Raw genomic sequence first — 23,514 nt, 5'->3', positions numbered from 1 at the left:
GTGAAGCTTTTGTAACGCGGTCTTCCGCCCGTTGCCCGTCGCGCGCAAAGCGATTACCCGGCTACCCGGACAAAGGGGGCAGCCGCATGTCAGTCGATCTGGATCACGTCAGCAAGGGGTTCGATGGGCACCCCGTGGTGCAGGACATCTCGGCCCGGTTGAAGGACGAAGAGTTCTTTGTCGTGCTTGGCCCTTCGGGCTGTGGCAAATCCACCTTGCTTCGGCTGATCGCCGGGCTGGAACAGGTCGACAGCGGCGAGATCGCGCTGGACGGCGCGCGCGTCTCCGCCCCTGCTCTGCATGTCCCGCCGGAAAAACGATCGGTCGGGGTGGTTTTCCAATCCTACGCACTGTGGCCACATATGACCGTGCGCCAGAACGTGGCCTTTCCCGCCGAGGGCGGCACCGCCAGCCGCGCCGAAGTGCAAAGGATCGCGGACCGCAGTCTTGAAACCGTGGACCTGATGCGCTTTGCAGACCGCACTCCGTCGGCCCTTTCGGGTGGTCAGCGTCAGCGCGTGGCGCTTGCGCGCTGCCTTGCGGGGGGCGCGCGAACCGTTCTGATGGACGAACCGCTGGCCAATCTTGATCCTCACCTGCGCGGGCGGATGGAAACCGAGATCCACGGATTTCACCGCAAGGCCGGGGTGACCACGCTGTACATCACCCATGACCAGCGCGAGGCCATGGCGCTGGCCGACCGGATTGCGGTCATGTGGCAGGGACGATTCCTGCAAGTCGCCTCGCCGCAGGATATACACGACAGGCCCGCCGTCGAAGAGGTCGCGCGTTTTATCGGGCGTGCCACCGTACTGGACGCGCAAGTGACCAATGGCATCGCAACGATTGGCCCCCTCAGCGCCCCTGTCGCGGCCCCGGACGGGCCCGCCCGGGTCGTGCTGCGCCCCGGCAACGTGGTGCTTGGCCCCGGCACCCCGGCGCGGCTGGAGTCCGTCTTTTATCGCGGCGGCCTGTGGGAGGCACAGGCGCGTGTCGAGGGCCTGCCCGAACCGCTGCCGCTGACCTCGACCCAAGTGCTGCGCGACGGCGAAACGGTGAGCCTCAGCCTGACCGGGGCATGGGTTCTACCCGGTTAGCGCGTCCCGTCTCACGGGCCTAGATCCGCCATGGCACCACGCCCGGAGGCAATCGTCGGCCCGCCCGGTCCAGCAACACCATCAGCAAGATCGTTGCCACGACCGTCACGCAGGACATCGCCGCCGCCAACGTGGTGTATCCGCCGTCCTCGTAGTTGAAGATCGCCGTTCCGATCGTTTCGTTCCCCGTCGACCACAGCAGCGCGGAAACCGTAACCTCGTTATAGGCGGTCAGGAACATCAGGATCGCCCCCGATCCGGCGGCAGGCGCCACCAACGGCGCAAAGATCCGGCACATCCGCCGCCCGAACCCCGCCCCGGACACCCGCGCAGCGTCATCCAACGATGGATCAAGTTGAAGGTATGCCGCCGCAACCGGCTTTAGCGAGATCGACAAGAAAGCCGTGAGATACGCCAGAAAGATGATCCCCAGCGTGTTGTATAGCGACAACCCGACCAGAGGCAGCGGACGGATGAAGGCAAGGATGAAAGCAACCGAGATCACCAGCCCCGGAATGGCATAGCTGACGTCCGCCAGCGCCGCCAGAATCCCACCCGCCCGCCGTTGCAGCCCGGCAGCGGGCCGCGCGAGGAAGTAGGCAAGTGCGATCGACACCCCCGCCAGCACCAGTGCTGCCGCGCCAGCGGTCAGTGTGGAGTTGGCAAAGGCCCGCAAGGTCGAAGCCTGACGGAACAAGACCTCGGCGAAATTTTCCAGCGTCACGGTGTCCGCCGTCAGCGGCAAGCCGTAGGTTCGCACCAGTGCCGTCGCCACCAAAGCCGCCAAGGGCAAGAGCAGGGTCGCGGCCACATAGGTCGCCAAACCCGCTTCGACCACCGGGCGCAGCGGCCCAAGCGCGATGCGCAAAGAGGGCTGTGGCGGTCCGATCAACCCCCGGCGCGTGCGTTTTTGCAGCCAGCTTTGCGTTGCTATCGCCAACAGGGCGACCAGCGCCAGAAGGATCGAGATCACCGCCACATCCGTCAGAACCGAGGGTCCAAAACTGCTGAGCCGCCGCCAGATCAGCACCGGCAAGGTCGTGTAACGCGCCGGAATGCCAAGGATTGCCTGTATCCCGAAATTGCCCAAGGCCGAAACGAAGGCCAACATGAAACCGGCCAATAGCGATGGTGCCAGCAGGGGCAGGATCACACGCCGCAGGACGCGCATCGGCCCGGCCCCGGAAATCCGCGCCGCTTCCATCATCTCTCGCGGTAGCCCCCGGAGCGCGGCAAGCACCACCAAAAAGACCAGTGGCGCGTGCTGGACCGTCAGCAAGAGCATCACGCCAAAGGGTGAATACAGTGGGTGCGCAGACCCCGGCGGCGGTGCGATCCCCAACGTCGTCAGAACGGCGCTGGACGGCCCCAACGCCTGCACCCACGCGATGGCGGTGACCTGCGGCGGGATCATCATCGGCAGAAGCAGCACAAAGACCAGCGCCCCTTTGGCCCGGACGTTCGTCAGCCCCACAGCCAATGCCAGAAAGGTGCCGATCAAGGTGGCAGCCAGCCCGGATACCACCGAGCTTTCAAGGCTGTTCCACGCCGCGCGCCGAACCGAACCGCTGCCCAATGCCTCGATCAGCGGCGCAAACGACGGCACGCCGCCGTCGGTCAGACCAACCTTGGCCAACAATCCCAACGGCAGGCCGAAAAGCACCAGCGCCAAAAGGCAGAGCGCGGCAAGGGTTGCCCCCTCGCCGCGCCCCATCATGCGAAAAATCCGGTCAGCCACCGAAAATCTCGAGGAATTTTTCCTTGTTGTCCATATCGTTGGACAGCGCCGCCGCCGGATCGAACTCGATCAGCTTGATCTGGTCGCGGGCCGGGAAACCCTCGGGGGCCTGAACAGCGGGATGCGCGGGCAAATAGCCCATCGCCGCCGCCAGTTCCTGACCTTCTTCAGAGATCAGAAAATCGACAAAGGCCTTGGCCGCATCCGGGTTCTTGGCAGTCGACAGGATTGCAACCGGTTCGGTCACGGCGGACACGCCTTCGGCCGGGAAAACGAATTCCACCGGCGCGCCCTTGAGCTTTTCGCGGATCGGCAGGAAGTCGACGACAAAGCCGTACAGGGCTTCGCCACCGGCCACGGCCTTGTAGGTGCCGCCGTTGCCGCCCTGCGGGTTTGCCCCCTGCGCGGCCAGACCTTCGTAGACATCCCAACCCAGATCACCATGGGCGGTCAGCGCCGCCATATGGATCGTGGCCGCGCCCGAAGTCAGCGGCGACGGCATCGCGATCTTGCCCTTGGCTTCGGGCTTGAGCAGATCCTTGTAAGAGGTCGGCACCATTTCTGCGGCGGTGTTGTAGACGATGCCGGTGGTGATCAGCTTGGTCGAGAAATAATGCCCTTCGGCATCCATGATCGCCGGGTCATAGGCCGAGGTATCTGCCTCGGGGTAGGCCATCAGGCGGCCCTCGGCCTCAAGACCTTCCATGGTGACCATATCTGCGATGAGCAGCAGGTCGGGCTGCGGCGTGCCGGCCTCGAACTCGGCGCGCAGCTTGGCCATGACCTTTGTTGTGCCGTCGCGAAACCATTCGACCTCGACCTCTGGGTACTTGGCCTTGAAGGCATCGACCGTCTGCTGGGCGTCGGCATTGGGCTGCGAGGTATAAAGCACCAGCTTGCCAGAGATGTCCTGGGCAAAGGCCGAAGTTGCCATCAGCGCCGTCAGAGTGGCCGTCATGAGCAGAGATTTCATCGCGTGTTCCGTCCTGTGATTCACGTTGTTCGCGCGACTTATCAGGCGGATGCTACAGTCTTTTGACGGTTTCCAAGGTTTTCGCCAAGACAGGCAGACCGGCGGTTTGGCCGATGAAAACCGGAAAAAATGGTGCGGGTGGAGGGACTTGAACCCCCACGCCTTGCGGCGCCAGAACCTAAATCTGGTGCGTCTACCAATTTCGCCACACCCGCAACGACGCGCTGAATAACAAAGCGGCGGGTCCGAGGCGAGCGGAAAATTCCGATAAAACTCCACGGAAATTCCCGCGACATGAACCAGATCTTGGCGTATCCTGCTGCAAACAAAAAAAGACCGGCAGTTACATACAGGAACAAGAGACGATGGTACCAGACCAGGTCCAGCGTGGCAGCGCCGTGCTATCCGCACGGCACGTGACCCAAGGCAGCCCCTGCAACGCGCTCCCCCTCGGAACCGAGATTCTGACGCTCGACGGCGCGTTGCCGGTGGAATTCCTCTGTCCCGGCGACAGGATCATCACCCGCGACAGCGGGGCCGTTCGACTGATCGCTGCGATGCGCCTTTTTGGCCGTCAGCACATGGTGCGTATTGCGCCCGGGGCGCTGGGGCATCAGCGGCCCGATCAGGCGCTTTGCCTGCCGGCATCGCAGGAAATCCTGTTGCGCGATTGGCGGGCCAGCGCCCTGTTTGGCGCACGGCAGGCCTTGGTGCCATTGTCGCGGCTGGTCGATGGGCACTTCATCTGTGACGCGGTCGAGGCGGATCAGAGTTTGATCGCCTTGAGTTTTGCCGGGCCGCATATCCTCTATGCCGATGGACTGGAACTTGCGTCGGCCGAACCGGTGACCGCCACCGCCTGATCGGCGGCGGCATCAACGCCTACAGGCCCAGTGCGCGGAACACCTTGGGCAGTTCGTCGGGCAGATCTTCGGCGATCAGGCCGGGGCCAAAGCTGCGCGCGGCCTCGATATGCAGGAACGCACCCTTCTGGGCGGCCTGTTTGGCGCTTTCACCGCGGGCCAACAAACCGGTGATGATCCCGGCAAGAACATCCCCCGCGCCAGCGGTGGCCAACCAGGGCGCTTCGCGGTCGTACAGGGCCGGGACGCATGTCGTGCGGCCTTTTGGATCGGCCACGACGGTATCGGGGCCCTTGAACAGGACCACACATCCCGCCCGCGCCGCCGCATCCCGCGTTGCGTCCAGCTTGGAATAGGCCGGACCGATGTCCGCCGCCTTGGACAGCCGTGCCGCGATATCGGGAAACAGGCGCGCAAATTCTCCCGCGTGGGGTGTGAGAACAACGTCCTTGTGCAGCATCCGGAACAACACGTCGGGATCGCGCTGAAACCGGGACAGAGCGTCCGCGTCCAGAACCGTGCCACGCTTTGCCGCGAGGGCCGCCTTGACCAGCCCACCGGTCGCAGGGCCAAGTCCCAGCCCCGGCCCAAGGCACAGCGCATTGAAACGCGGATCTTCCAGCATCTCGGCCAGACCATGTGTGCCATCCAGCCCGCGCACCATGATCGCGTTCAGATGCACGGCATGTTCGGACACCGCCCGTAACGGGCATCCCACGGTGACCAGCCCCGCGCCCACCCGCAGCGCGCCACGCGCCGCCAGACGCGCCGCGCCGCCCTGCCCCGGCGGCCCGGACAAAACCAGCGCGTGACCGTGATCGTATTTATGCGCATGGATCGTCTTGGCCAGTCGGCTGCCCGCCACGGGCAGGCTTGGATCGCGCGGCCCTGCGCCACCCAGCCATTTCGCAACCTTGTCCGCCGAGGTCGCCAACCCGGACCAGTTGAAGTCCCATTGCGCCTCGTCCAGCCCAATGCCGACCAGTCGCAGCGCGCCCGATACACCGGCCCCCTCCAGCGTCACATGCCCGGTTTTTGCACGGTGGAAGGTGACCGTCAGATCGTAACGTCCGGCAATTCCCAACGGGTTGCCCTCTCCCAATGCGCGCCCACTGTCGGCGCACAGCCCGCTGGGAACATCCACGGCCACGGTGCGCCCGGCACAGTGGTCGCGCACATCCGACAGGAACAGGGCCATTTCCCCCTCAACCGGTCGCGTCAGCCCGGTGCCGAACAGCGCATCGATGAACAGGACCGGCTCCCCCGCGAAGCAGAGGTTGCTTTCGGGGTCATAGCCATGGTGCTGCGGCAACAATTCGGCATTGTCGATACTGCCGATCTCCTGCCAGCGGCGACAAGTTTCCGCCGCGTCGGCAGGCAGCCTTGCAGGATCACCAAGCAGATAGACTTCGACCTGCCATCCCGCCCCGTGCAACAGTCGGGCGATGACAAAACCGTCTCCGCCGTTGTTCCCCGGACCGCAAAGCACCACGGCCCGGCCCGGCGCCATGTCGGGCCATTCCGACTCGATCGCGGCAACCACGCCAGCACCCGCACGTTCCATCAGTTCCAGCCCGGTCACGGCACCCGTTTCCATGGCTGCCTGCTCGATCGCGCGCATCTGCGCCGATGTCAGAAGTTCCGTCATTTTGCCCCGCGATTCACTTTCGCACTATTTTTGAGCAAAGTGCCTAAAAAATAACTTCGCCCAAAAAATCGGCCTCTGGTGAAGGCCGCTGTGCCGCCTATCGGATTGTGGCCGACTATGAGAAGTGATCTGCCATCTCCACAAGGAGCGCAAGGGAGAGCGAGGTCTCATGAAAAAGATCGAAGCGATCATCAAGCCATTCAAGCTTGATGAAGTGAAGGAGGCGCTGCAGGAAGCAGGCATCCAGGGCCTGTCCGTTGTCGAAGTCAAAGGCTTCGGCCGCCAGAAGGGCCACACGGAACTGTACCGCGGCGCCGAATATGTCGTCGACTTCCTGCCGAAGGTCAAAATCGAGATCGTTCTTGATGACGACCAGGTCGACGCCGCCATCACGGCCATCGTCGAAGCGGCAAAGACCGACAAGATCGGCGACGGCAAGATCTTTGTCAGCCCGGTCGAACAGGCCATCCGTATCCGTACCGGCGAAACCGGCTCGGACGCACTGTAATTCCAGAAATCCGCATCCGGGCCAAAGGCACCGCGATGCATTCAGACTACACGACAGAAAGGGACTCAACGGTATGAGCAACGCTGTTCTCACCATGATGAAGGAAGAGGACGTCGCATACGTCGACATCCGCTTCACCGACCCGCGCGGCAAGTTGCAGCACGTGACGGTGATGGCAGATCAGGTCGACGAAGACTTCCTGGAAGAAGGCTTTATGTTCGACGGCTCCTCGATCGCCGGCTGGAAGTCGATCGAAGCATCGGACATGAAACTGATGCCCGACTGCGACAGCGCCTACATCGATCCGTTCTACGCCGAAAAAACGCTCTGCCTGCACTGCTCGATCGTCGAGCCCGACACCGGCGAAGCCTATGACCGCGACCCGCGTGGCACCGCCGAAAAGGCAGAAGCCTACCTGAAGTCCTCGGGCATCGGCGACGTGGCCTATTTCGGTCCCGAAGCGGAATTCTTCCTGTTCGACGACGTGAAATACGCCGTTTCCCCGAACAAGATCTACGCCGAGGTCGATGCCGAGCACGCGGCATGGAACACCGACGCCGAGTTCGAAACCGGCAACCTGGGCCACCGCCCCGGTTACAAGGGCGGCTACTTCCCGGTGAACCCCTCCGATGACGGTCAGGACATCCGCTCCGAGATGCTGTCGACCATGAAGCGCATCGGCATGAAGGTCGACAAGCACCACCACGAAGTTGCGACCTCGCAGCACGAGCTGGGCCTGATCTTCGGCAGCCTGACCAAGCAGGCGGACGAGCTTCAGAAGTACAAGTACATCATCCACAACGTTGCGCTGGCCTATGGCCGTTCGGCCACCTTCATGCCGAAGCCGATCAAAGGCGACAACGGTTCGGGCATGCACGTGAACATGTCGATCTGGAAAGACGGCAAGCCGCTCTTTGCAGGTGACAAATACGCGGATCTCAGCCAGGAAGCCCTGTACTTCATCGGCGGCATCCTCAAGCACGCCAAGACGCTGAACGCCTTCACCAACCCCTCGACCAACTCCTACAAGCGTCTGGTCCCGGGTTTCGAAGCGCCCGTTCTGCGCGCCTATTCGGCCCGCAACCGTTCCGGCTGTGTCCGTATTCCGTGGACCGAATCGCCCAAGGCAAAGCGCGTCGAAGCACGTTTCCCCGATCCGGCGGCAAACCCCTACCTGTGCTTTGCTGCCCTGCTGATGGCCGGCCTCGACGGCATCAACAACAAGATCGATCCGGGCGAAGCCATGGACAAGAACCTCTACGATCTGCCCGCAGAAGAGCTGGCAGGCATCCCGACCGTCTGTGGCTCGCTCCGCGAAGCCATGGAAGCTCTGGCCGCCGATCACGAGTTCCTGCTGGCCGGTGACGTTTTCACCAAGAGCCAGATCGAAGGCTACATCGAACTCAAGATGGAAGAGATCGAGCATTACGAAACCACGCCGCACCCGGCTGAATTCGAAATGTACTACAGCTGCTGATCGCCTGCGCGGTCATCACGGAAACGGGCGCCCCTGTGGCGCCCGTTTTTCTTTGCGCGCCGGACCGGTTCCATGGCTTTGCCCCGGTCGTGCCACGAAATCGCCGCAGGCCAACCCGAGAGTGACGCCAAGTAGCGTAACACATCGACGGCAGGCACAAGCCCTGCCTGATATTCGGGGAAATCAGTCGATGAGCACGAGCTTTGAAGAACGCATCGCACGGATCAACGCCAAGAACGGCGAGATGGCCACCGCCGGATCCGGTTCCGAATCTCTGCCCACGGACAGAGTCAGGCCGGACGGCATGGAGCTTGGACGCGACGACAGCCGCCCCAGCGCGGGCCGCCTGATCGCCATGTTTGGCGCCACCTTTGTTCTGGGCCTGATCGTGATCGCCGGAGGTATGATGCTCTTGCCCTAGCAGGGCACACCGCGAAACAGGCGGGCGGCGGCTTGCCGCGTGTCTCGGGCCTTTCCCCTTTTACTATTTTTGATGCGCCAGTACCTTTGGCCCAAGTCCATTGATCGGAGTTCTGCCATGCGCCGCCTTGTCCCTGCCCTTGCCCTTGCTCTTTTGTCCGCGGCCCCTGCCCTTGCGGCCGGATGCGGCAACACGGGATCGGGTTTTGACGCTTGGAAGTCCGAATTTGCCGCCGAGGCGCGCCGCGCCGGTGTTGGCGATCGCGGCATCAACGCATTGATGAGCGCGCGCTATTCTACCAAGACGATTGGCGCGGACCGCAATCAGAAAGGCGTCAAATACTCGTTCGACCGTTTCGTGAAGATCCGTCTTGGATCGCTGGACAGTTTCGCCAATGGCGCGCGCAACCGGATCAACAAGAACAAGGCGTTTTACGACAGTCTCGAAAAACGGTTCGGTGTGCCGGCGGGCATCATCGTCGCCATTCACGGGATGGAAACCGGCTATGGCCGGACCATGGGCACCGAACCGGTGATCAATTCGATCCTGACAGTTGCCTATGACTGCCGCCGCCCACAGTTGTTCCGCCCTCATGCCATCGCGGCGCTCAAGATGGTGGATCGCGGCATGCTGTCACCGACCCAGAAAGGCGCCTTTCACGGCGAGTTGGGACACACGCAATTCCTGCCCGGCAACGCCATGCGCTATGGCGTCGATGCCAATGGCGACGGGTTGGTGGATTTCTACAATCAGGCTGACGCGCTGGCCTCGACCGCGAATTTCCTGCGCCAGAAAGGCTGGAAACCTGGGCAGCCTTACGGTCCGGGCACCCACAATTTTCGCGTGCTGAATGAATGGAACGCGGCCACCGTCTATCAGCAGGCCATCGCGGCAGCGGCGGAACGTATCCACCGCTGACCCCAAAACGGAAACAAATCGTTAAAATCCGCGCAATTTTCCCGAAATTGCCCGATTGCAACCATGATTCAGGGTCAACTTTTCCTTGTGCGGTCCAATAACCGCGACAGGAGAGCAGTATGACCTTCGATTACCCCTATGCGGGGATGATCCTGCCGGATGCGCGGGATCTGCCCCCCGGCCCCTATCTGGACAGTGCCGCCGCCGTGCTGGCACGCCTTGACCCTTTGCCCGACAGTATGGCCCCAACCCGGAGACAACCGGGGCGGGTCATGGGGCGGCAGCTGGGCATCGCCGTGATCTCGGAAGAGTTCAGCGACTATGGTCCCCGCGTGGTGCTGGAAGTTGTGACCGCCGATGGCACACCGCCGGATGAAACCGATGCGGCGCGGCTGTTGTCGGACGCGGTTCGGGCGGCACTGGACCACAGTTCTGCCGATATTCTCGAATGGTATGCCCCTGATACGCTGATCGACCGCGAGGATTTCATCCGACTGCGCAACTTCGTCTCGCCGCGACAGATCGGTCGGATCGACACCCAGATTGAGGACGCGCTGTTCGAAAGCGCCGCAGCCGCGCAGGGGATCTGTGGATCGCTGTACCCCGAACGCCCCAAGCCTGCCGAACACACGCCCAATCTGCCGGCTGTCGTGGCCCCGCCCGTTGCCGCCCGCGCAATCGGAGGTTTCGGCCTGCGCCGAACCAGCCAACTTGCCGCCGTCAGCAGCCTGCTTGCCGTGCTGGCGACGACCGGCCAGATGCATTTGCTGCTCAGTCCGTTCCTGAACTGATCGCCTCGGCGCGCACCACGTAGGTGTGGATGGAAAACACCACTGCCCCGGTGCGCGGCAGGCGAACAAGGCACTGACGTTCAGAGCGCCAATAAGCGGCCTGCCCCTGCGGGACAGGAGGCCGAGGCTCGGTGACGGACCGCGGCTGGTACAGGTCAGGGCTGACATAGGGGAAGGCATTGAACCGCCACAGCGGGCGCTCCGGCTGCACCCCATCGAACAGCCTTTGCACGCGACGCGCCATATCGGCATCATAGCTGTCCACGGGGTCGTGGATTGCAGTCATGGGGCGCAGGTACTTTTCGTCCAGACGCCAACTTGCCGGGAAGCACAGAACCGCGCCGGTCAGAACATGCTGATCCCCCCGCTTTTCCATCAGGCAGAAGTCCTGTTGCAGGATGCCCCCAAGCACCGCAAGCGGATCGGATCGGTCAAGCGCCATCCTGACGCCGTCGGGACAGTCCACACCTTCTGCGTCTACCGCGAAGCCCTCGGGCAAAAGGCCCAGCGCAAGATCCAGCAACTCTTGCGCTGCCGGTTGCGCCGCCGGATCCAGCGCCAGCACAGAGGCCCGGTCGCCCTGCAAACGAGCCCGCCGCTCCGCCATTTGTCCGGCATAGGCCTCGTCTACCCAAAGCCACTCTGACACGTCGAACGGTGCAATCCCCGGCAAGGGCCGTGGGCGCGTGATGTCATAGGGAATACGGTCGTGAAGGATCATGGCCGGACGTTAGGCAGTTCTGTCATCCAGCACCAGAGCCGGATTCTGGCCGAAAAACGACCCGCTGTCTGGTCGCAAAACGGCGCGCCGGGGGCGGCTGTCGCTTGCAGGCTGGGCGGACAGAGCCAGGATCAAGCCATGAACACCCATTATCGCGACACCCGAAAGATCGACCCCACCCGCGGCGCCGTGACCGGCGATAACACTCCGAACGACATGGATCGGATCGAAATCGGTCCAACCCGCCTTGCGTTGAACGAATGGGCGGCAGCCGGACTAGTGCAACCGGACCTGCAAGAGATGCGCCGCTATCGCTGGGAACGGCTGACCCGGCATGTGGTCGAACGGGATCTTGCCGGGCTTCTGGTCTTTGATCCGCTGAACATCCGCTACGCGACGGATTCGACCAACATGCAGCTTTGGAACACGCACAACCCGTTCCGCGCGGTGCTGCTTTGTGCCGATGGCTACATGGTGATCTGGGACTACAAGAACTCTCCCTTCCTGTCGTCCTTCAACCCGCTTGTCCGCGAGGCGCGGTCCGGCGCGGACCTGTTCTATTTCGACCGCGGCGACAAGATCGACGTGGCGGCGGACGCCTTTTCGAACGAGGTCCGCATCCTGCTGGAGGAACATGCCCCCGGCAACAAGCGTCTGGCCGTGGACAAACCGATGATGCACGGTCTGCACGCGCTTCAGGCGCAGGGGCTGACCGTGCTGCCCGGCGAAGAAGTCACCGAAAAAGCGCGCTCGGTCAAAGGCCCGGACGAAATCAAGGCCATGCGCTGTGCCGTGCACTCCTGCGAGGCCGCAATGGCCGAGATGGAACGGTTCACACGCGCCAATGTTCCGCTGGGCAATACTTCGGAAAATGACATCTGGGCGGTCCTGCATGCCGAAAACATCCGACGCGGTGGGGAATGGATCGAAACCCGCCTGCTGACCTCGGGGCCACGCACGAACCCATGGTTCCAGGAATGCGGCCCGCGTATCGTCCAGAACAACGAGATCGTCGCCTTTGATACGGATCTGGTCGGCAGCTACGGTATCTGCGTGGATATTTCCCGCACCTGGTGGGTGGGCGATCAGGCGCCGCGCCCGGATATGATCGATGCCATGCAGCACGGTTATGAACACGTCATGACCAACATGGAGATGTTAAAACCCGGCGTGAACATCCAAGAACTGTCGCGCAACACCCATGTCCTGCGGCCAGAGTTCCAAAAGCAGAAATATGGCTGCCTCATGCATGGCGTGGGTCTGTGTGACGAGTGGCCCTTGGTGGCTTATCCGGACAAGATGGTCGAAGGTGCCTTTGACTATGAACTGGAGCCGGGCATGACCCTCTGCGTCGAGGTTCTGGCCTCACCCGAGGGGGGCGACTTCTCGATCAAGCTGGAAGAGCAGGTTCTGATCACCGAAGACGGTTATGAGAACCTGATCTCATACCCCTATGATGATCGGCTGATGGGGCGCTGAACGCGCCCCTTATTGCACCGTCAGGCGACGTGCCATCCGCAGGACAGATTCCGCCCGTGTGAAACTGGCGAGGTCCGCAAGGGGCACCCATTTCAGCGCGTGGGATTCCGGTGATGGCCGGATCTTTCCGGCCTCGGCCTGCATCAGAAAGCGTATGTCATAGTGCAGATGCGCCGGCTCCGCGCCTCGGGCCGGGATTTCGTGGATGTCTACGTCCAAGACCCGATCTGACAGCAGGCGAATCCGGGACAGGCCGCTTTCCTCATAGGCCTCTTTCAGCGCGACAAAGGACGCATCCGCGATACCGTCGCAATGCCCGCCCAGCTGCAACCAGCGGTCCAGCTTGGCGTGATGGGTCAGCAGGACGGCCCGCCGATCCGGCGACAGCAAAAACGCCGAACCGGTCACATGCCCGCCGATATGCGGATCGCGCGAAAAGGCCGCCGGCCCATGCGCCTCGCAGAAGGCGGCAACCCGTGCCCATTCGCTGCGGTCCCGCGCGTCCCGCGCTTCGAACCGGCCAATCCCCTCAATCCGCATCCAGATGCACCCTCGCCAGAACGCCCGCGTGGTCCGAGCCCAACCGGGGACGCAGCTCTGCCCGGCCGCCCCCGGTGGCCCAGACCTGGTCCAGCGGCAGGGGAATGGCAAGCGGCCAGCCCGCCAGCCGCAGCCAATAGGTCGGCCGCATCGGCCCGGCGCGCTCGACCCCGGTCGCCAGGGCCAGCCTGCGCACATCGCTGCCCCAGGGCACCATGTTGAAATCCCCGGAAAGGATCACTGGCCCCTCCAACCCGTCGACCAGCGCCTCGATCTGTTCCGCCTGCGGGCGCTGTTCATGCGGCCAGGGCCAGAACAGATGCAGCGACAGCACCCAGACCGGCCCATCGGGCGTGGCGACCCGCGCGCCGGACAGGCCGCGCCCCGTCGAACAAAGCGCCTGTCCGGGCATCATGGGGTGCCGCGACAGGACCACGACGCCCCATCCGTAAGAATTGCAGCGGTGTTGATGCGGATATTCGGCGCGCAGAAGGTCGAGCAAAGGATCATTGTGGCGCGAGACCTCTTGCAGGGTCACGACGTCCGGCGCCTGTGCAAGAATGTCCTGCGCCACGTCCCGGTAGCCGGTGTTCCCGTACCAGAGATTCTTTTGGTAGACCGTGAAAGCGCCCGGCTCTGGCGTGGTCAGTTTCAGCCCCGCTGCCTGCCCCAGAACCAACAGCGCCAGCCCGGCCAGCGGCCAGCGCAACCGGCGCGGCCAGTTCGTCCAGATCACCGCCGTACCGGCAAGGGCCACCAGAGGCAGCCGCATCACGGCCAGCGTGTCTGCCGCCGGGTGCAGCGCCCCGCCCCATGTGGCCAGCGCAGCCAGCGTCAAAAGGGCCGCAACAATACTCACCACGCCTCGCATCTCTCTCACCATCCCGTGACGCTTCTGTCACTTTGCTTGTGGCCGCGTTCAGAGACGCCCATTGTCTGGGCAACCAAAGGATCAGAAAAATGCCCACCGAACGTATCAGTTTTCCCGGCCATGCCGGGGACAGGCTTGCCGCCAGGTTAGACCTGCCCGAAGGGCCGTTGCTTGCCACGGCTCTCTTTGCCCATTGTTTCACTTGCGGCAAGGACATTGCCGCGGCACGCCGCATCGCCCAGCGTCTTTCCGCCATGGGGATCGCTGTGCTGCGCTTTGACTTTACCGGTCTTGGCCATTCCTGCGGAGAGTTCGCCAACACCACCTTTCGCAGCAATGTCGATGACCTCAAGGCTGCCGCCGACTACCTTGAGAGCCGCGGCATGGCGCCCAGCCTGCTGATCGGCCATTCGCTGGGCGGGGCCGCGGTGCTGCGCGCCGCGCCGATGATCGAATCGGTCAAGGCCGTGACAACGATCGGTGCCCCCTTTGATCCCGATCACGTGACGCATAACTTTGCCGACGCCCTTGCCCAGATCGAATCCGAGGGCGAGGCGCAGGTGGACCTTGGCGGTCGCCCCATCACGATCGGGCGCGATTTCGTCAAGGACGTTCGGGCACAGGAACTGGCTCCGATCATCTCGACGATGAAAAAGGCGCTGCTTGTGCTGCATTCTCCACGCGACGCGGTGGTGGATATTTCCAACGCAACGCGGATCTTTACCGCCGCAAAACACCCCAAGAGCTTTGTGACGCTGGACGACGCCGACCACCTTGTCAGCAACCCGGACGACGCTGAATATGCCGCCGAGGTCATCGCCGCATGGGCGGATCGCTATCTTGAACTGCGGACCCCGGCCCCGCCGATTGGCGCGCCCGAAGGCGTGGTACGTGTCACCGAAGCCGGCCCGGACGGGTTCTTGCAGGACATTCAGAACGGTCCGCACCATCATGCGATTGCCGACGAACCGGCCGCATATGGCGGTGAAAACCGGGGCATGTCGCCCTATGGTTTTGTCTCGGCCGGTTTGGGGGCCTGCACTTCGATGACGATCCGCATGTACGCAAGGCGCAAAGGGTGGCCCCTGACGGGCATCAGCGTCGACGTGGTGCATGACAAGGTACATGCGCAGGACGCGGGCACCTCGGCCGAAACGCGGATCGACCGTTTTGTGCGGACGATCACCCTGACCGGTCCGCTGAGCCCGGATCAACGTGCCCGGCTGCTGGAAATCGCGGACAAATGCCCGGTTCACCGAACGCTGGAACAGGGCGCAGAGATCGAGACTCAACTGGCATGAAAAAGGCCGGGCATTGCCGCCCGGCCCCGATGTCATTGCCTTGCCGGGTCTGACCCCGGCTGTCCGTCAGCCGCGTGCGCGGCCAACCAGCTTCCATGCCAGCGGCAGGATCACGGCGGCCAGCGCCAGCTTGATCGCGTCACCCACCAGGAAGGGCGTCAGGCCCCATTCCAGGATCGGCTTGTCCCAGCCATAGAGCATGCCCAGCCAGATCAGGCCGGGGACGTAGATGATCACGTTACCGACCAGCATGGCACCGCCCATCTTGAGGGCCGAACGGTCCCAACCAGCGCGCGCCAGCATACCCAGGACGACGGTGGCCAGAACATAGCCGACAAGGTAACCGCCGGTGCCGCCCATCATGTATTCCAGACCGAACTTCTCGGCCGAGGAACCGGCGAAGACGTCAAAGCCCAGCGCGCCAATGATCATGTAACCAAGGATCGTCACCAGACCCAGACGCGGGCCATAAGCGGCGCCCACGGTCAGCACGGCAAAGGTGCCCATGGTGATCGGAACCGGCCACATCGGCACCTTGATCTTGGCGGCCACGGCCAGCACGGCGATACCAAGCACGACCAGCGCCGCCTGCTTGAGGCGCAGCGCGGTCCCTTCGTTGGCACCGAAGGCCTCGACCAGCACGTTGCGGTTCATTGTCAGGTTCATGGGAGTCCCCCTTAGGTCCTTTTTCGCTTGGCGAAACTTGTGCCTCATGCGGGCGCGCCTCGCAAGTGCGCGTCGCAGCGCAGGGCCGGTTAATTTGCAAACCCATAGTTAGCAGGCGCAAAATCCGAAATTCGCCTGCAATACGCTTACAATGGCCCCAACCGCCCCAGCAAACCCGGCATCTGCCGCAGCAGATCCAGCGCCATGTCAGCATTCCGAATGCTTATGGCCGCAAGGGGTTTCTGCCAGTCTCCGTCGCGGATGGCGTAAACCCGGAAATCCCCGGCCTCGGCATCGCCGTAATGACCAAAACTCACGATCACGCTGCGCTTTGTAAACTGCGCCATATCTTCGACCATAGCCGAAGAGGACAATGGTTCCAAAGGCTTGACGACCTTCCACCCCGCCCCGCGAAACACTGAATTGATCTGCAATGCGGGTTCCATTGGCTCTCCATAGGCGCTTTTTGGTTTGGGCGTAAATTAGAAACCTGCCGACCCATGTGCGAGGGCCTGATTGCCGTTGACCTTACGCGCGAGCGGAAACCTGCCGTCGATTTAAGCCGGTCAAGACAAAAAATTCTGTCATGAACTGCGCAGCGGCCGGGCATTAACCATAAATAAATCATAACAAGTGATCTATATGGTTGCTTGATCAAGCAGTTTATGTGCCACTCGAACCGGGTGGAAACCTGTGCCGAAATGAAAGGGCGGCCATCATGAGTTCCCTGTTGCGGGTATTGGGCGAAGGACGCCTTGTTTACAAACGATTCATCGGGTCATTGGCTCTGGACGATGCGACCGGCGCAATTCTGGCGCTGGAAACCCTTGGCGGGTATCGCCCCGGCATGCCCGAATTTACCGACCTGTCACAGGTGACACGGTTCGACATGACCCGGGACGACACCAGACAGGTGGCGCAACTGGTCAACCGAACGGGGATCGCCCCTTATGGCAGACGCAAGATCGGCCTTTATGCTCCGACCGACAGCCAGTTCGCCGCGGCCTGCACCTTTGCGGAACTTGTGGACAAGGAACCCGGCCCGACACAGGCCGCCGTGTTCCGCGAGGCAGATGCCGTCTTGTGCTGGATGGATCGCCCTCAGGAATTGCTGGACGAACTTGGCCTGCGCCAGTATCGCGCCGCCAGCTAGCCACCCGGCACCATATCCCCGAACGGAAAAGGCCCCGGTCATTGCCGGGGCCTTTCCAATTTGCGTCACGCCTGCCGGATCAGCTGATCCGGTTCAGCAGTTCGCCAAGGCTGGCCTTGGCGTCGCCGTAGAACATCCGCGTGTTGTCCTTGTAGAACAGCGGGTTCTCGATGCCCGAGTAGCCGGTGCCCTGCCCCCGCTTGGAGACAAAGACCTGCTTGGCCTTCCAGCATTCCAGAACCGGCATCCCCGCGATGGGTGAGTTCGGATCTTCCTGTGCCGCCGGGTTCACGATGTCGTTCGAACCGATGACGATGGCCACATCCGTTTCCGGGAAGTCATCGTTGATCTCGTCCATCTCCAGCACGATGTCATACGGCACCTTGGCTTCGGCCAAGAGCACGTTCATGTGGCCGGGCAGACGGCCCGCGACCGGGTGGATCGCAAAGCGCACGTTCTTGCCCTTGGCCCGCAGGCGACGGGTCAGTTCGGCGACGTTCTGCTGGGCCTGTGCCACGGCCATGCCGTAACCCGGGATGATGATGATGCTGTCCGCATCGTCCAGCGCCTGCGCCACGCCATCGGCGTCGATGGCAATCTGCTCACCCTCGACTTCCATCGCCGGACCACCGGTGCCGCCAAAGCCGCCTAGAATGACCGAGATGAACGAACGGTTCATGGCCTTGCACATGATGTAGGACAGGATCGCACCCGAAGAGCCAACCAGCGCGCCAACCACGATCAGCAGGTCGTTGCCAAGGCTGAAGCCGATGGCCGCCGCCGCCCAGCCCGAGTAGCTATTGAGCATCGAGACCACGACCGGCATGTCGGCGCCGCCGATGCCCATGATCAGGTGATAGCCGATGAAGAAGGCCAGCACCGACATCAACAGCAGGGTCCAGCCGCCGCCGGTGCTCATGTAGATGAGCAGCAGGATCAGCGAAAGGACCGCCGCGCTGGCGTTCAGCATGTGACCGCCCGGCAGCTTGGTCGCCGCCGAGGTGACCTTGCCCGAAAGCTTGCCATAGGCAATGACCGAGCCGGTAAAAGTCACAGCACCGATGAAGACACCAAGGAAGACCTCGATCTTGAGGATATTGATCTCTGCCGGGGTCTTGTGCGCCACCTTGGCCGAAAAGCCCTTGAGCGCGTCAACCGCCGCGCCGTCCAGCCCCTGCACCGCGTTCATCACCAGTTCGGCGTTATAGCCGACAAAGACCGCCGCAAGGCCGACCAGCGCGTGCATACCGGCCACCAGTTCCGGCATCTGGGTCATTTCGACCTTGGATGCCAGGAAATAGCCGATCACGCCGCCACAGGCGATCAGGATGATCGACAGGATCCAGAGACCCGAACCCGGTCCGATCAGCGTGGCAAAGACCGCAAGGCCCATGCCGACGATGCCGTACCACACCGCGCGCTTGGCGCTTTCCTGTCCCGACAGACCGCCGAGCGACAGGATAAAGAGGACCGCCGCGACCACATAGGCCGCCGTTGTAAATCCGTATTCCATTTGTCCCTGTCCCCTTTACGATTTCTGGAACATGGCGAGCATGCGCCGGGTCACGAGGAAGCCGCCGAAGATGTTGATCCCGGCAAAGAAGACCGAGATCGCGGCAAGGATGACCACCAGGGCCCCGCCGCCCGAACCGATCTGCATCAGCGCGCCGAGAATGATGATCGAGGAGATCGCGTTGGTGACGGCCATCAGCGGCGTGTGCAGCGAGTGGCTGACGTTCCAGATCACCTGGAAACCGATGAAGACCGACAGGACAAAGACGATGAAGTGCTGAAGGAAGCTGGCCGGGGCAACCATGCCCACCAGCAGCATCAGCGCGCCACCGACCGCCAGCAGGGTAAACTGCTGCTTGGTCTGCGCCTTGAAGGCGGCCACTTCCTGGGCGCGCTTCTCCTCGGGCGTCAGTTCCTTGGCCTTCTCCTTGGGCTTGGCCGCGATGGCCTGCACCTTGGGCGGCGGTGGCGGGAAGGTGATCTCGCCCTTGTGAGTCACGGTCGCGCCGCGGATCACGTCGTCATCCATGTTGTGTACGATCTGACCGTCCTTTTCGGGCGTCAGGTCGGTCATCATGTGACGGATGTTGGTGGCGTAGAGCGTCGAGGACTGCGTCGCCATGCGGCTGGGGAAGTCGGTATAGCCGATGATGGTCACGCCGTTTTCGGTCACGACCTTCTCGTCCATCACGGTGCCTTCGGCGTTGCCGCCTTTTTCAGCCGCAAGGTCGACAATGACCGACCCCGGCTTCATCGAGGCGATCATGTCCTCCAGCCACAGCTTGGGTGCAGGGCGGTTGGGGATCAGGGCCGTGGTGATGACGATGTCGATCTCGGGTGCCAGCTCGCGGAACTTCTTGAGCTGCGCCTCGCGGAACTCGGGGCTGGAAACCGAGGCATAGCCGCCGGTCGCCGATCCGTCCTGCTGTTCTTCCTCGAAATCGAGGTAGACAAATTCCGCACCCATGGATTCGACCTGTTCGGCCACCTCGGGACGCACGTCAAAGGCATAGGTGATCGCACCCAGTGAGGTCGAGGTGCCGATCGCGGCCAGACCCGCGACACCGGCGCCGACAACCAGCACCTTGGCCGGAGGCACCTTGCCCGCGGCGGTCACCTGGCCGGTGAAGAAACGGCCAAAGTTGTTGCCCGCCTCGATCACCGCACGATAGCCGGCGATATTGGCCATGGACGACAGGGCGTCCATCTTCTGGGCGCGGGAAATACGCGGCACCATTTCCATGGCGATGACGCTGGCGCCGGTTTCCTTGGCCTTGTTCAGACCCTCTTCGTTCCCGCCCGGGTTGAAGAAGGTGATCAGCGTCTTGTCCGCCGTCAGGTGATCCAGCTCATCCAGCGTGGGAATGCGCACCTTGGCGATGATATCCGCACCAGCCCAAAGCGCATCGGCGCCTTCGACCACTTCGACACCGGCGTCCCGGTATGTCTGGTCCGAAAAGCCGGCCTTGTCGCCCGCCCCGGATTCGATCATGCATTCATACCCCAGCTTTTGCAGCTGGCGGGCCGAATCCGGGGTCATCGCAACGCGATTCTCTCCGGCTTCGACCTCTCTTGGCGTCCCTATCTTCACGGTATTCCCCTTTGTTCTCAGGTACTCCTACGCCCCTGATGAGGCGTTAATTCGCATTTCACCGCAAAATGCGGCCCTGCAGCGACAGGCAGCGCGCGCTGTAAACCACACCCGGGCCAAAAGTTAAACCCGCTGTTGTTTTGTTGCGCAACATAGGTCAACCCGGAAACAATATTACGCACCGCCGCATAGACGACCGCCTCTCGTTTCCCGTTTTCCGCATGTTTTCCGGGCATTTGGGCCGCCTGTCCCCCATCCCCCCAAGGCATCTCGCGACCGCAGAAAGGCCGAAGGAGACCCAGAGCCTGCGACCACAGGTCACTTCCACCAAAGGCCAGTTGGCAAATCGCCCATGACCTTCTCGCCTATGCCGCGACCTAAACCCAACGACGCACATCCCGTTCGTACCGCGCAAACCCGGCGCGGAACTTGCGCCGCAAACGGTCCTCTTCCGGCAGGATGAAACGCCGCTCGATCACCCAGACAAAGACCGGGATCAGCGGCAGCGAAAGCACCGCGTCCCAATACAGGATCATCCCAGTCAGGATCAGGACATCGCCAAGATAGATCGGGTTGCGGGACCGTTTGAAAATTCCGCTGCTGACCAGACGCTCCGCCTCCCGGTGCGGAATGACCGTCGTGCGGTGGCGGCGCATTTCGAACAGCGCCAGCCCCATCAGGATCCCCCCGCCTCCAACCAGCACGCCCCCCAACAAATCCGCCACCACCGGGCCAAATCCCAGCCCCATGGCAAAATAAGTCTTCTGAAACCACGCCAGCCCCAGCGCCCCGGCCAGCCAGACTGGCGGCATGTCGATCCACTTCAACATTTCGCAGCTTCCTGCTTCTTTGGTTGTCCAAATACCTCGGGGGAGTCGCCTCTGGCGACGGGGGCAGCGCCCCCTCTTTCACCTCGGGTGATAGGCCCCTTCCGTCAACCAGCCCTCATACCCCGACTGCATCACCAGAACGTTCTCACGCCCCATGACGCGGGCGGCAAAGGTTGCCTGTGACGACCGGACCCCGGTGTTGCAGAACAGTACGACCATCTTGTCCTCTGGGATCTCGTCCAGTCGCCCCGGCACATCGCGCCATTCGATATGCACCGCGCCGGGGATCGTTCCGGCCTCAAAATCCGCCCGGCTGCGCGTATCCACGAAATAGACCCCCTCCCAGATCTCGGCGGTCAGTTGCTGCGGCAGGATGATCCCGGCGGTTTCCGTGGCGAAATCCATGTAACCGATGATCTCATCCTCCAGTTCTCCCGCCGCAACGGGTGACGCCCCCAGATTTGCTCCCAGATACAGCCCCAAGGCCATCACAAGGTATCGCATCGCGCCTCTCCCTTTTGCCGGACCGCAGGCAGGCGGGGCCGATGCCCGGCCGGCTCCTGCCGCCCTGTTTTCAGGTTACTCCCATTCCATCTCTTCGAATACCCGGCCGGCGTTCTTGGTGGCCAGTTCCTCGAATGTATCCAGATGCGCCCAGTTGGATTGATCGACGTAATAGGCCTCGGCCAGATCGCCGCCGTCGTCGATATGATCGCCGATCTTGGCGCGCAGATCCTTGAGATAATCCGAGGTATAGCGCGTCACTTGCGCCATGTTCGTTGGGTGGCCATGGCCCGGGATCACGTAGGTCGCGCCCAACCCGGTAAAGGGCCCGTCAAAGGTTTCGATCCAGCAACTGGTGCAGGTATCCTCGAAAATCGGCGGCATACGCTCGTGAAAGGCGATGTCCCCGGCAATGACGATGCCCCATTGCGGAATCCAGACCTGCGTGTCGCCCGGCCCATGCGCGGAGCCAAGGTGCAGGACGTGAAATTCCACATCACCAAGGGTAAAGGCAAATTCGTCTTCGAAAGACATGTTGGGGACCACGACGCGCGTGCCCTCGGCCTTGTCGCGGTTGTAGCGCTGCATGCCTTGCAGGATGAAATCGCCATTTTCCTCGACTTCGTGGATCGCATCCACATGGGCAAGAATATCGATGCCCAGATCCGCCCAATAGGAATTGCCGAGCATGGCATGCCCCTGCCCGTTCTCGTTGATCACCAGCTTGACCGGTTGATCTGTCACGGCCTTGATCTCGTCGTGCAGGGCCTTGGCCAGCCGCGCCGAGGCGCCGCCATTGATGACCACCACGCCATCGGTGGTGATGACGAAGGACAGGTTGTTGTTATGGCCCGAGTTTTCGTAGGTCGGCGGGGCCGTGGCGCCAATGGCCGAGAAGACATGCGGAATGACTTCGACCGGTTTGTCATAAAGCTCTGACTGCGGATATTTGTCCGCGATGTCCTCGCTTGCCTGCGCCGCAACGGCCGCAAGAACAAGGGCAAGACCGCCTGTAAGGGATTTACGTTTCATGAGATCCTCCCGAAAATCATCGATACATTCACATGCGTGAATAGCATTGCCAAGCGTTCCGTCGCGGACCTCTTGTCACAGCCCCGCGCCGCTGTAGGCTGCGCGGAACATCAGGGAGGACACCATGCTGAATGGAAAACACGCGCTGGTCACGGGCGGCGGTAGCGGCATCGGTCTGGCTATTGCGCAGGCGCTGGCCGCCGAAGGGGCGCAGGTCACGATCACCGGGCGCAATGTCGACCGGTTGGAGGCCGCGCGCTCGGACCATATCTTTCCGCTGGCGATGGATGTGATGGACGAGGCCTCGGTCGTGCATGGCGTCGCGGCGGCGGTCGAGGATCGCGGCCCGGTGCAGATCTGCGTGCCCAATGCCGGGATTGCCGAGGGGCGGTCGATCCTCAAGACGGACATGGCGTTCTGGCGGACCATGATGGCCACCAATGTGGACGGCGCCTTTCTGACCATCCGCGAATGCCTCAAGACCATGGTCGAAACGGACTGGGGCCGCGTCATCGCGGTGTCCTCTATCGCGGGGATCAAGGGATTGAAGGGCGGCGCAACCTACACCGCCTCGAAACACGCGCTGATGGGGCTGATCCGGGCACTGGCGGCGGATTACGCCAAGAAACCCTATACCTTCAATGCCTTGTGCCCGGCCTATGTCGACACGGACATCGTGACCATGAACGTGGACAGCATCATGAAGCGCACCGGCTGGTCCGAGGCCGAGGCCCGCGCCGCCATGGTGGACGTCAATCCGCACGGACGTCTGATTGCCCCGGAAGAAGTCGCTCAGGCGGCGGTCTGGCTGTGCCACGAGGCTTCGGGCAGCGTCAACGGTCAGGCAATCCAGATTGCTGGCGGCGAGGTCTGAGAAAAC

Annotated in this window: 24 protein-coding genes and 1 tRNA gene; 11 read left to right on the top strand and 14 right to left on the bottom strand. The window is 62.5% G+C overall.

Features of this window, described 5'->3' with window-relative positions:
* Positions 1 to 86 precede the first annotated feature (86 nt).
* Positions 87 to 1,097, top strand: coding sequence for an ABC transporter ATP-binding protein (locus KJP30_RS00785; protein WP_218447057.1), 1,011 nt, complete (start codon positions 87 to 89; stop codon positions 1,095 to 1,097).
* A gap of 19 nt (positions 1,098 to 1,116) precedes the next feature.
* Here KJP30_RS00785 and KJP30_RS00780 read toward each other — a convergent pair whose 3' ends face one another.
* From KJP30_RS00780 to KJP30_RS00770, 3 genes are all read right to left on the bottom strand, one after another.
* Positions 1,117 to 2,835 (bottom strand): ABC transporter permease, encoded by a 1,719-nt coding sequence (locus tag KJP30_RS00780; RefSeq protein WP_343222728.1) that lies wholly within the window; start codon positions 2,833 to 2,835, stop codon positions 1,117 to 1,119.
* Entirely contained in the window at positions 2,828 to 3,808 is a 981-nt protein-coding gene (locus KJP30_RS00775) for an ABC transporter substrate-binding protein (RefSeq protein ID WP_218447056.1), read from the bottom strand. Before KJP30_RS00775 ends, KJP30_RS00780 begins: the two co-directional genes overlap by 8 nt.
* Positions 3,809 to 3,938: 130 nt before the next feature.
* A tRNA-Leu gene (locus KJP30_RS00770) sits at positions 3,939 to 4,023 on the bottom strand.
* Positions 4,024 to 4,173: 150 nt separating this feature from the next.
* Here KJP30_RS00770 and KJP30_RS00765 point away from each other — a divergent pair.
* Entirely contained in the window at positions 4,174 to 4,671 is a 498-nt protein-coding gene (locus KJP30_RS00765) for a Hint domain-containing protein (RefSeq protein WP_218447055.1), read from the top strand.
* 19 nt (positions 4,672 to 4,690) lie between these two features.
* Here KJP30_RS00765 and KJP30_RS00760 read toward each other — a convergent pair whose 3' ends face one another.
* A complete protein-coding gene (locus tag KJP30_RS00760; protein ID WP_218447054.1) occupies positions 4,691 to 6,319 on the bottom strand; it encodes an NAD(P)H-hydrate dehydratase in 1,629 nt (542 codons plus the stop codon).
* Positions 6,320 to 6,488: 169 nt separating this feature from the next.
* Between KJP30_RS00760 and KJP30_RS00755 the strand changes: the two genes are divergently transcribed.
* The 5 genes from KJP30_RS00755 (at position 6,489) to KJP30_RS00735 (ending at position 10,434) form a co-directional block, all read left to right on the top strand.
* Complete coding sequence (locus KJP30_RS00755; RefSeq protein ID WP_218447053.1) at positions 6,489 to 6,827, top strand: P-II family nitrogen regulator; 339 nt, start codon at positions 6,489 to 6,491, stop codon at positions 6,825 to 6,827.
* 73 nt (positions 6,828 to 6,900) lie between these two features.
* Positions 6,901 to 8,304, top strand: a complete 1,404-nt coding sequence (gene glnA, locus KJP30_RS00750; protein ID WP_218447052.1) for a type I glutamate--ammonia ligase — start codon at positions 6,901 to 6,903, stop codon at positions 8,302 to 8,304.
* A gap of 190 nt (positions 8,305 to 8,494) precedes the next feature.
* Positions 8,495 to 8,725, top strand: a complete 231-nt coding sequence (locus KJP30_RS00745) for a hypothetical protein (RefSeq protein ID WP_218447051.1) — start codon at positions 8,495 to 8,497, stop codon at positions 8,723 to 8,725.
* Positions 8,726 to 8,842: 117 nt separating this feature from the next.
* On the top strand, positions 8,843 to 9,643 hold the full coding sequence (locus tag KJP30_RS00740) for a lytic murein transglycosylase (RefSeq protein WP_218447050.1): 801 nt from the start codon (positions 8,843 to 8,845) through the stop codon (positions 9,641 to 9,643).
* Between the two features lie 119 nt (positions 9,644 to 9,762).
* Positions 9,763 to 10,434: a hypothetical protein gene (locus KJP30_RS00735; protein WP_218447049.1), complete on the top strand. Its 672-nt coding sequence runs from the start codon at positions 9,763 to 9,765 to the stop codon at positions 10,432 to 10,434.
* On the opposite strand, the gene KJP30_RS00730 is transcribed toward KJP30_RS00735, so the two are convergent.
* A complete protein-coding gene (locus tag KJP30_RS00730) occupies positions 10,415 to 11,155 on the bottom strand; it encodes a heme-dependent oxidative N-demethylase family protein (protein ID WP_218447048.1) in 741 nt (246 codons plus the stop codon). The two genes, KJP30_RS00735 and KJP30_RS00730, sit on opposite strands and share 20 nt — an antisense overlap.
* Before the next feature lie 138 nt (positions 11,156 to 11,293).
* Here KJP30_RS00730 and dddP point away from each other — a divergent pair, with 138 nt between their 5' ends.
* Positions 11,294 to 12,634, top strand: a complete 1,341-nt coding sequence (gene dddP, locus KJP30_RS00725; RefSeq protein WP_218447047.1) for a dimethylsulfonioproprionate lyase DddP — start codon at positions 11,294 to 11,296, stop codon at positions 12,632 to 12,634.
* A 9-nt stretch (positions 12,635 to 12,643) separates the two neighbouring features.
* Here dddP and KJP30_RS00720 read toward each other — a convergent pair whose 3' ends face one another.
* On the bottom strand, positions 12,644 to 13,174 hold the full coding sequence (locus tag KJP30_RS00720) for an NUDIX hydrolase (protein WP_218447046.1): 531 nt from the start codon (positions 13,172 to 13,174) through the stop codon (positions 12,644 to 12,646).
* Positions 13,164 to 14,033, bottom strand: a complete 870-nt coding sequence (locus tag KJP30_RS00715) for an endonuclease/exonuclease/phosphatase family protein (RefSeq protein WP_218447045.1) — start codon at positions 14,031 to 14,033, stop codon at positions 13,164 to 13,166. The genes KJP30_RS00720 and KJP30_RS00715 overlap by 11 nt, the downstream gene beginning before the upstream one ends.
* A gap of 101 nt (positions 14,034 to 14,134) precedes the next feature.
* Between KJP30_RS00715 and KJP30_RS00710 the strand changes: the two genes are divergently transcribed.
* Positions 14,135 to 15,346 carry a bifunctional alpha/beta hydrolase/OsmC family protein gene (locus KJP30_RS00710; RefSeq protein ID WP_218447044.1) on the top strand — a complete coding sequence of 404 codons (1,212 nt, stop codon included), beginning with the start codon at positions 14,135 to 14,137 and terminating at the stop codon, positions 15,344 to 15,346.
* A 66-nt stretch (positions 15,347 to 15,412) separates the two neighbouring features.
* On the opposite strand, the gene KJP30_RS00705 is transcribed toward KJP30_RS00710, so the two are convergent.
* Positions 15,413 to 16,012 carry a biotin transporter BioY gene (locus KJP30_RS00705; protein ID WP_218447043.1) on the bottom strand — a complete coding sequence of 200 codons (600 nt, stop codon included), beginning with the start codon at positions 16,010 to 16,012 and terminating at the stop codon, positions 15,413 to 15,415.
* A 146-nt stretch (positions 16,013 to 16,158) separates the two neighbouring features.
* Positions 16,159 to 16,458, bottom strand: coding sequence for a hypothetical protein (locus KJP30_RS00700; protein WP_218447042.1), 300 nt, complete (start codon positions 16,456 to 16,458; stop codon positions 16,159 to 16,161).
* Positions 16,459 to 16,730: 272 nt separating this feature from the next.
* On the opposite strand from KJP30_RS00700, the gene KJP30_RS00695 reads away from it, so the two are divergent.
* A complete protein-coding gene (locus tag KJP30_RS00695) occupies positions 16,731 to 17,165 on the top strand; it encodes a hypothetical protein (RefSeq protein ID WP_218447041.1) in 435 nt (144 codons plus the stop codon).
* A gap of 79 nt (positions 17,166 to 17,244) precedes the next feature.
* Here KJP30_RS00695 and KJP30_RS00690 read toward each other — a convergent pair whose 3' ends face one another.
* The 5 genes from KJP30_RS00690 to KJP30_RS00670 all read right to left on the bottom strand — a co-directional run bounded on the left by KJP30_RS00690 (position 17,245) and on the right by KJP30_RS00670 (position 22,634).
* Positions 17,245 to 18,678, bottom strand: coding sequence for an NAD(P)(+) transhydrogenase (Re/Si-specific) subunit beta (locus KJP30_RS00690; RefSeq protein WP_218447040.1), 1,434 nt, complete (start codon positions 18,676 to 18,678; stop codon positions 17,245 to 17,247).
* Between the two features lie 15 nt (positions 18,679 to 18,693).
* Positions 18,694 to 20,268: a Re/Si-specific NAD(P)(+) transhydrogenase subunit alpha gene (locus KJP30_RS00685; RefSeq protein ID WP_218447039.1), complete on the bottom strand. Its 1,575-nt coding sequence runs from the start codon at positions 20,266 to 20,268 to the stop codon at positions 18,694 to 18,696.
* 377 nt (positions 20,269 to 20,645) lie between these two features.
* Entirely contained in the window at positions 20,646 to 21,098 is a 453-nt protein-coding gene (locus KJP30_RS00680) for a methyltransferase family protein (protein ID WP_218447038.1), read from the bottom strand.
* Between the two features lie 78 nt (positions 21,099 to 21,176).
* Positions 21,177 to 21,602, bottom strand: a complete 426-nt coding sequence (locus tag KJP30_RS00675; protein ID WP_218447037.1) for a rhodanese-like domain-containing protein — start codon at positions 21,600 to 21,602, stop codon at positions 21,177 to 21,179.
* A 75-nt stretch (positions 21,603 to 21,677) separates the two neighbouring features.
* Positions 21,678 to 22,634, bottom strand: a complete 957-nt coding sequence (locus KJP30_RS00670; protein ID WP_218447036.1) for an MBL fold metallo-hydrolase — start codon at positions 22,632 to 22,634, stop codon at positions 21,678 to 21,680.
* 124 nt (positions 22,635 to 22,758) lie between these two features.
* Here KJP30_RS00670 and KJP30_RS00665 point away from each other — a divergent pair, with 124 nt between their 5' ends.
* Positions 22,759 to 23,508, top strand: a complete 750-nt coding sequence (locus KJP30_RS00665; RefSeq protein WP_218447035.1) for an SDR family NAD(P)-dependent oxidoreductase — start codon at positions 22,759 to 22,761, stop codon at positions 23,506 to 23,508.
* Positions 23,509 to 23,514 lie beyond the last annotated feature (6 nt).

It is taken from the genome of Antarctobacter sediminis (assembly GCF_019218285.1).
GTDB classification, from domain to species: domain Bacteria; phylum Pseudomonadota; class Alphaproteobacteria; order Rhodobacterales; family Rhodobacteraceae; genus Antarctobacter; species Antarctobacter sediminis.
This window is presented reverse-complemented; position numbering and strand designations above follow the sequence as displayed.

Excerpts from the sequence above, each read along its gene's own strand:
- KJP30_RS00785 (WP_218447057.1), top strand. The coding sequence starts at position 87 with ATGTCAGTCGATCTGGATCACGTCAGCAAGGGGTTCGATGGGCACCCC.
- KJP30_RS00775 (WP_218447056.1), bottom strand. The coding sequence starts at position 3,808 with ATGAAATCTCTGCTCATGACGGCCACTCTGACGGCGCTGATGGCAACT.
- KJP30_RS00765 (WP_218447055.1), top strand. The coding sequence starts at position 4,174 with ATGGTACCAGACCAGGTCCAGCGTGGCAGCGCCGTGCTATCCGCACGG.
- KJP30_RS00760 (WP_218447054.1), bottom strand. The coding sequence starts at position 6,319 with ATGACGGAACTTCTGACATCGGCGCAGATGCGCGCGATCGAGCAGGCA.
- KJP30_RS00755 (WP_218447053.1), top strand. The coding sequence starts at position 6,489 with ATGAAAAAGATCGAAGCGATCATCAAGCCATTCAAGCTTGATGAAGTG.
- glnA (WP_218447052.1), top strand. The coding sequence starts at position 6,901 with ATGAGCAACGCTGTTCTCACCATGATGAAGGAAGAGGACGTCGCATAC.
- KJP30_RS00745 (WP_218447051.1), top strand. The coding sequence starts at position 8,495 with ATGAGCACGAGCTTTGAAGAACGCATCGCACGGATCAACGCCAAGAAC.
- KJP30_RS00740 (WP_218447050.1), top strand. The coding sequence starts at position 8,843 with ATGCGCCGCCTTGTCCCTGCCCTTGCCCTTGCTCTTTTGTCCGCGGCC.
- KJP30_RS00735 (WP_218447049.1), top strand. The coding sequence starts at position 9,763 with ATGACCTTCGATTACCCCTATGCGGGGATGATCCTGCCGGATGCGCGG.
- KJP30_RS00730 (WP_218447048.1), bottom strand. The coding sequence starts at position 11,155 with ATGATCCTTCACGACCGTATTCCCTATGACATCACGCGCCCACGGCCC.
- dddP (WP_218447047.1), top strand. The coding sequence starts at position 11,294 with ATGAACACCCATTATCGCGACACCCGAAAGATCGACCCCACCCGCGGC.
- KJP30_RS00720 (WP_218447046.1), bottom strand. The coding sequence starts at position 13,174 with ATGCGGATTGAGGGGATTGGCCGGTTCGAAGCGCGGGACGCGCGGGAC.
- KJP30_RS00710 (WP_218447044.1), top strand. The coding sequence starts at position 14,135 with ATGCCCACCGAACGTATCAGTTTTCCCGGCCATGCCGGGGACAGGCTT.
- KJP30_RS00705 (WP_218447043.1), bottom strand. The coding sequence starts at position 16,012 with ATGAACCTGACAATGAACCGCAACGTGCTGGTCGAGGCCTTCGGTGCC.
- KJP30_RS00700 (WP_218447042.1), bottom strand. The coding sequence starts at position 16,458 with ATGGAACCCGCATTGCAGATCAATTCAGTGTTTCGCGGGGCGGGGTGG.
- KJP30_RS00695 (WP_218447041.1), top strand. The coding sequence starts at position 16,731 with ATGAGTTCCCTGTTGCGGGTATTGGGCGAAGGACGCCTTGTTTACAAA.
- KJP30_RS00690 (WP_218447040.1), bottom strand. The coding sequence starts at position 18,678 with ATGGAATACGGATTTACAACGGCGGCCTATGTGGTCGCGGCGGTCCTC.
- KJP30_RS00680 (WP_218447038.1), bottom strand. The coding sequence starts at position 21,098 with ATGTTGAAGTGGATCGACATGCCGCCAGTCTGGCTGGCCGGGGCGCTG.
- KJP30_RS00675 (WP_218447037.1), bottom strand. The coding sequence starts at position 21,602 with ATGCGATACCTTGTGATGGCCTTGGGGCTGTATCTGGGAGCAAATCTG.
- KJP30_RS00670 (WP_218447036.1), bottom strand. The coding sequence starts at position 22,634 with ATGAAACGTAAATCCCTTACAGGCGGTCTTGCCCTTGTTCTTGCGGCC.
- KJP30_RS00665 (WP_218447035.1), top strand. The coding sequence starts at position 22,759 with ATGCTGAATGGAAAACACGCGCTGGTCACGGGCGGCGGTAGCGGCATC.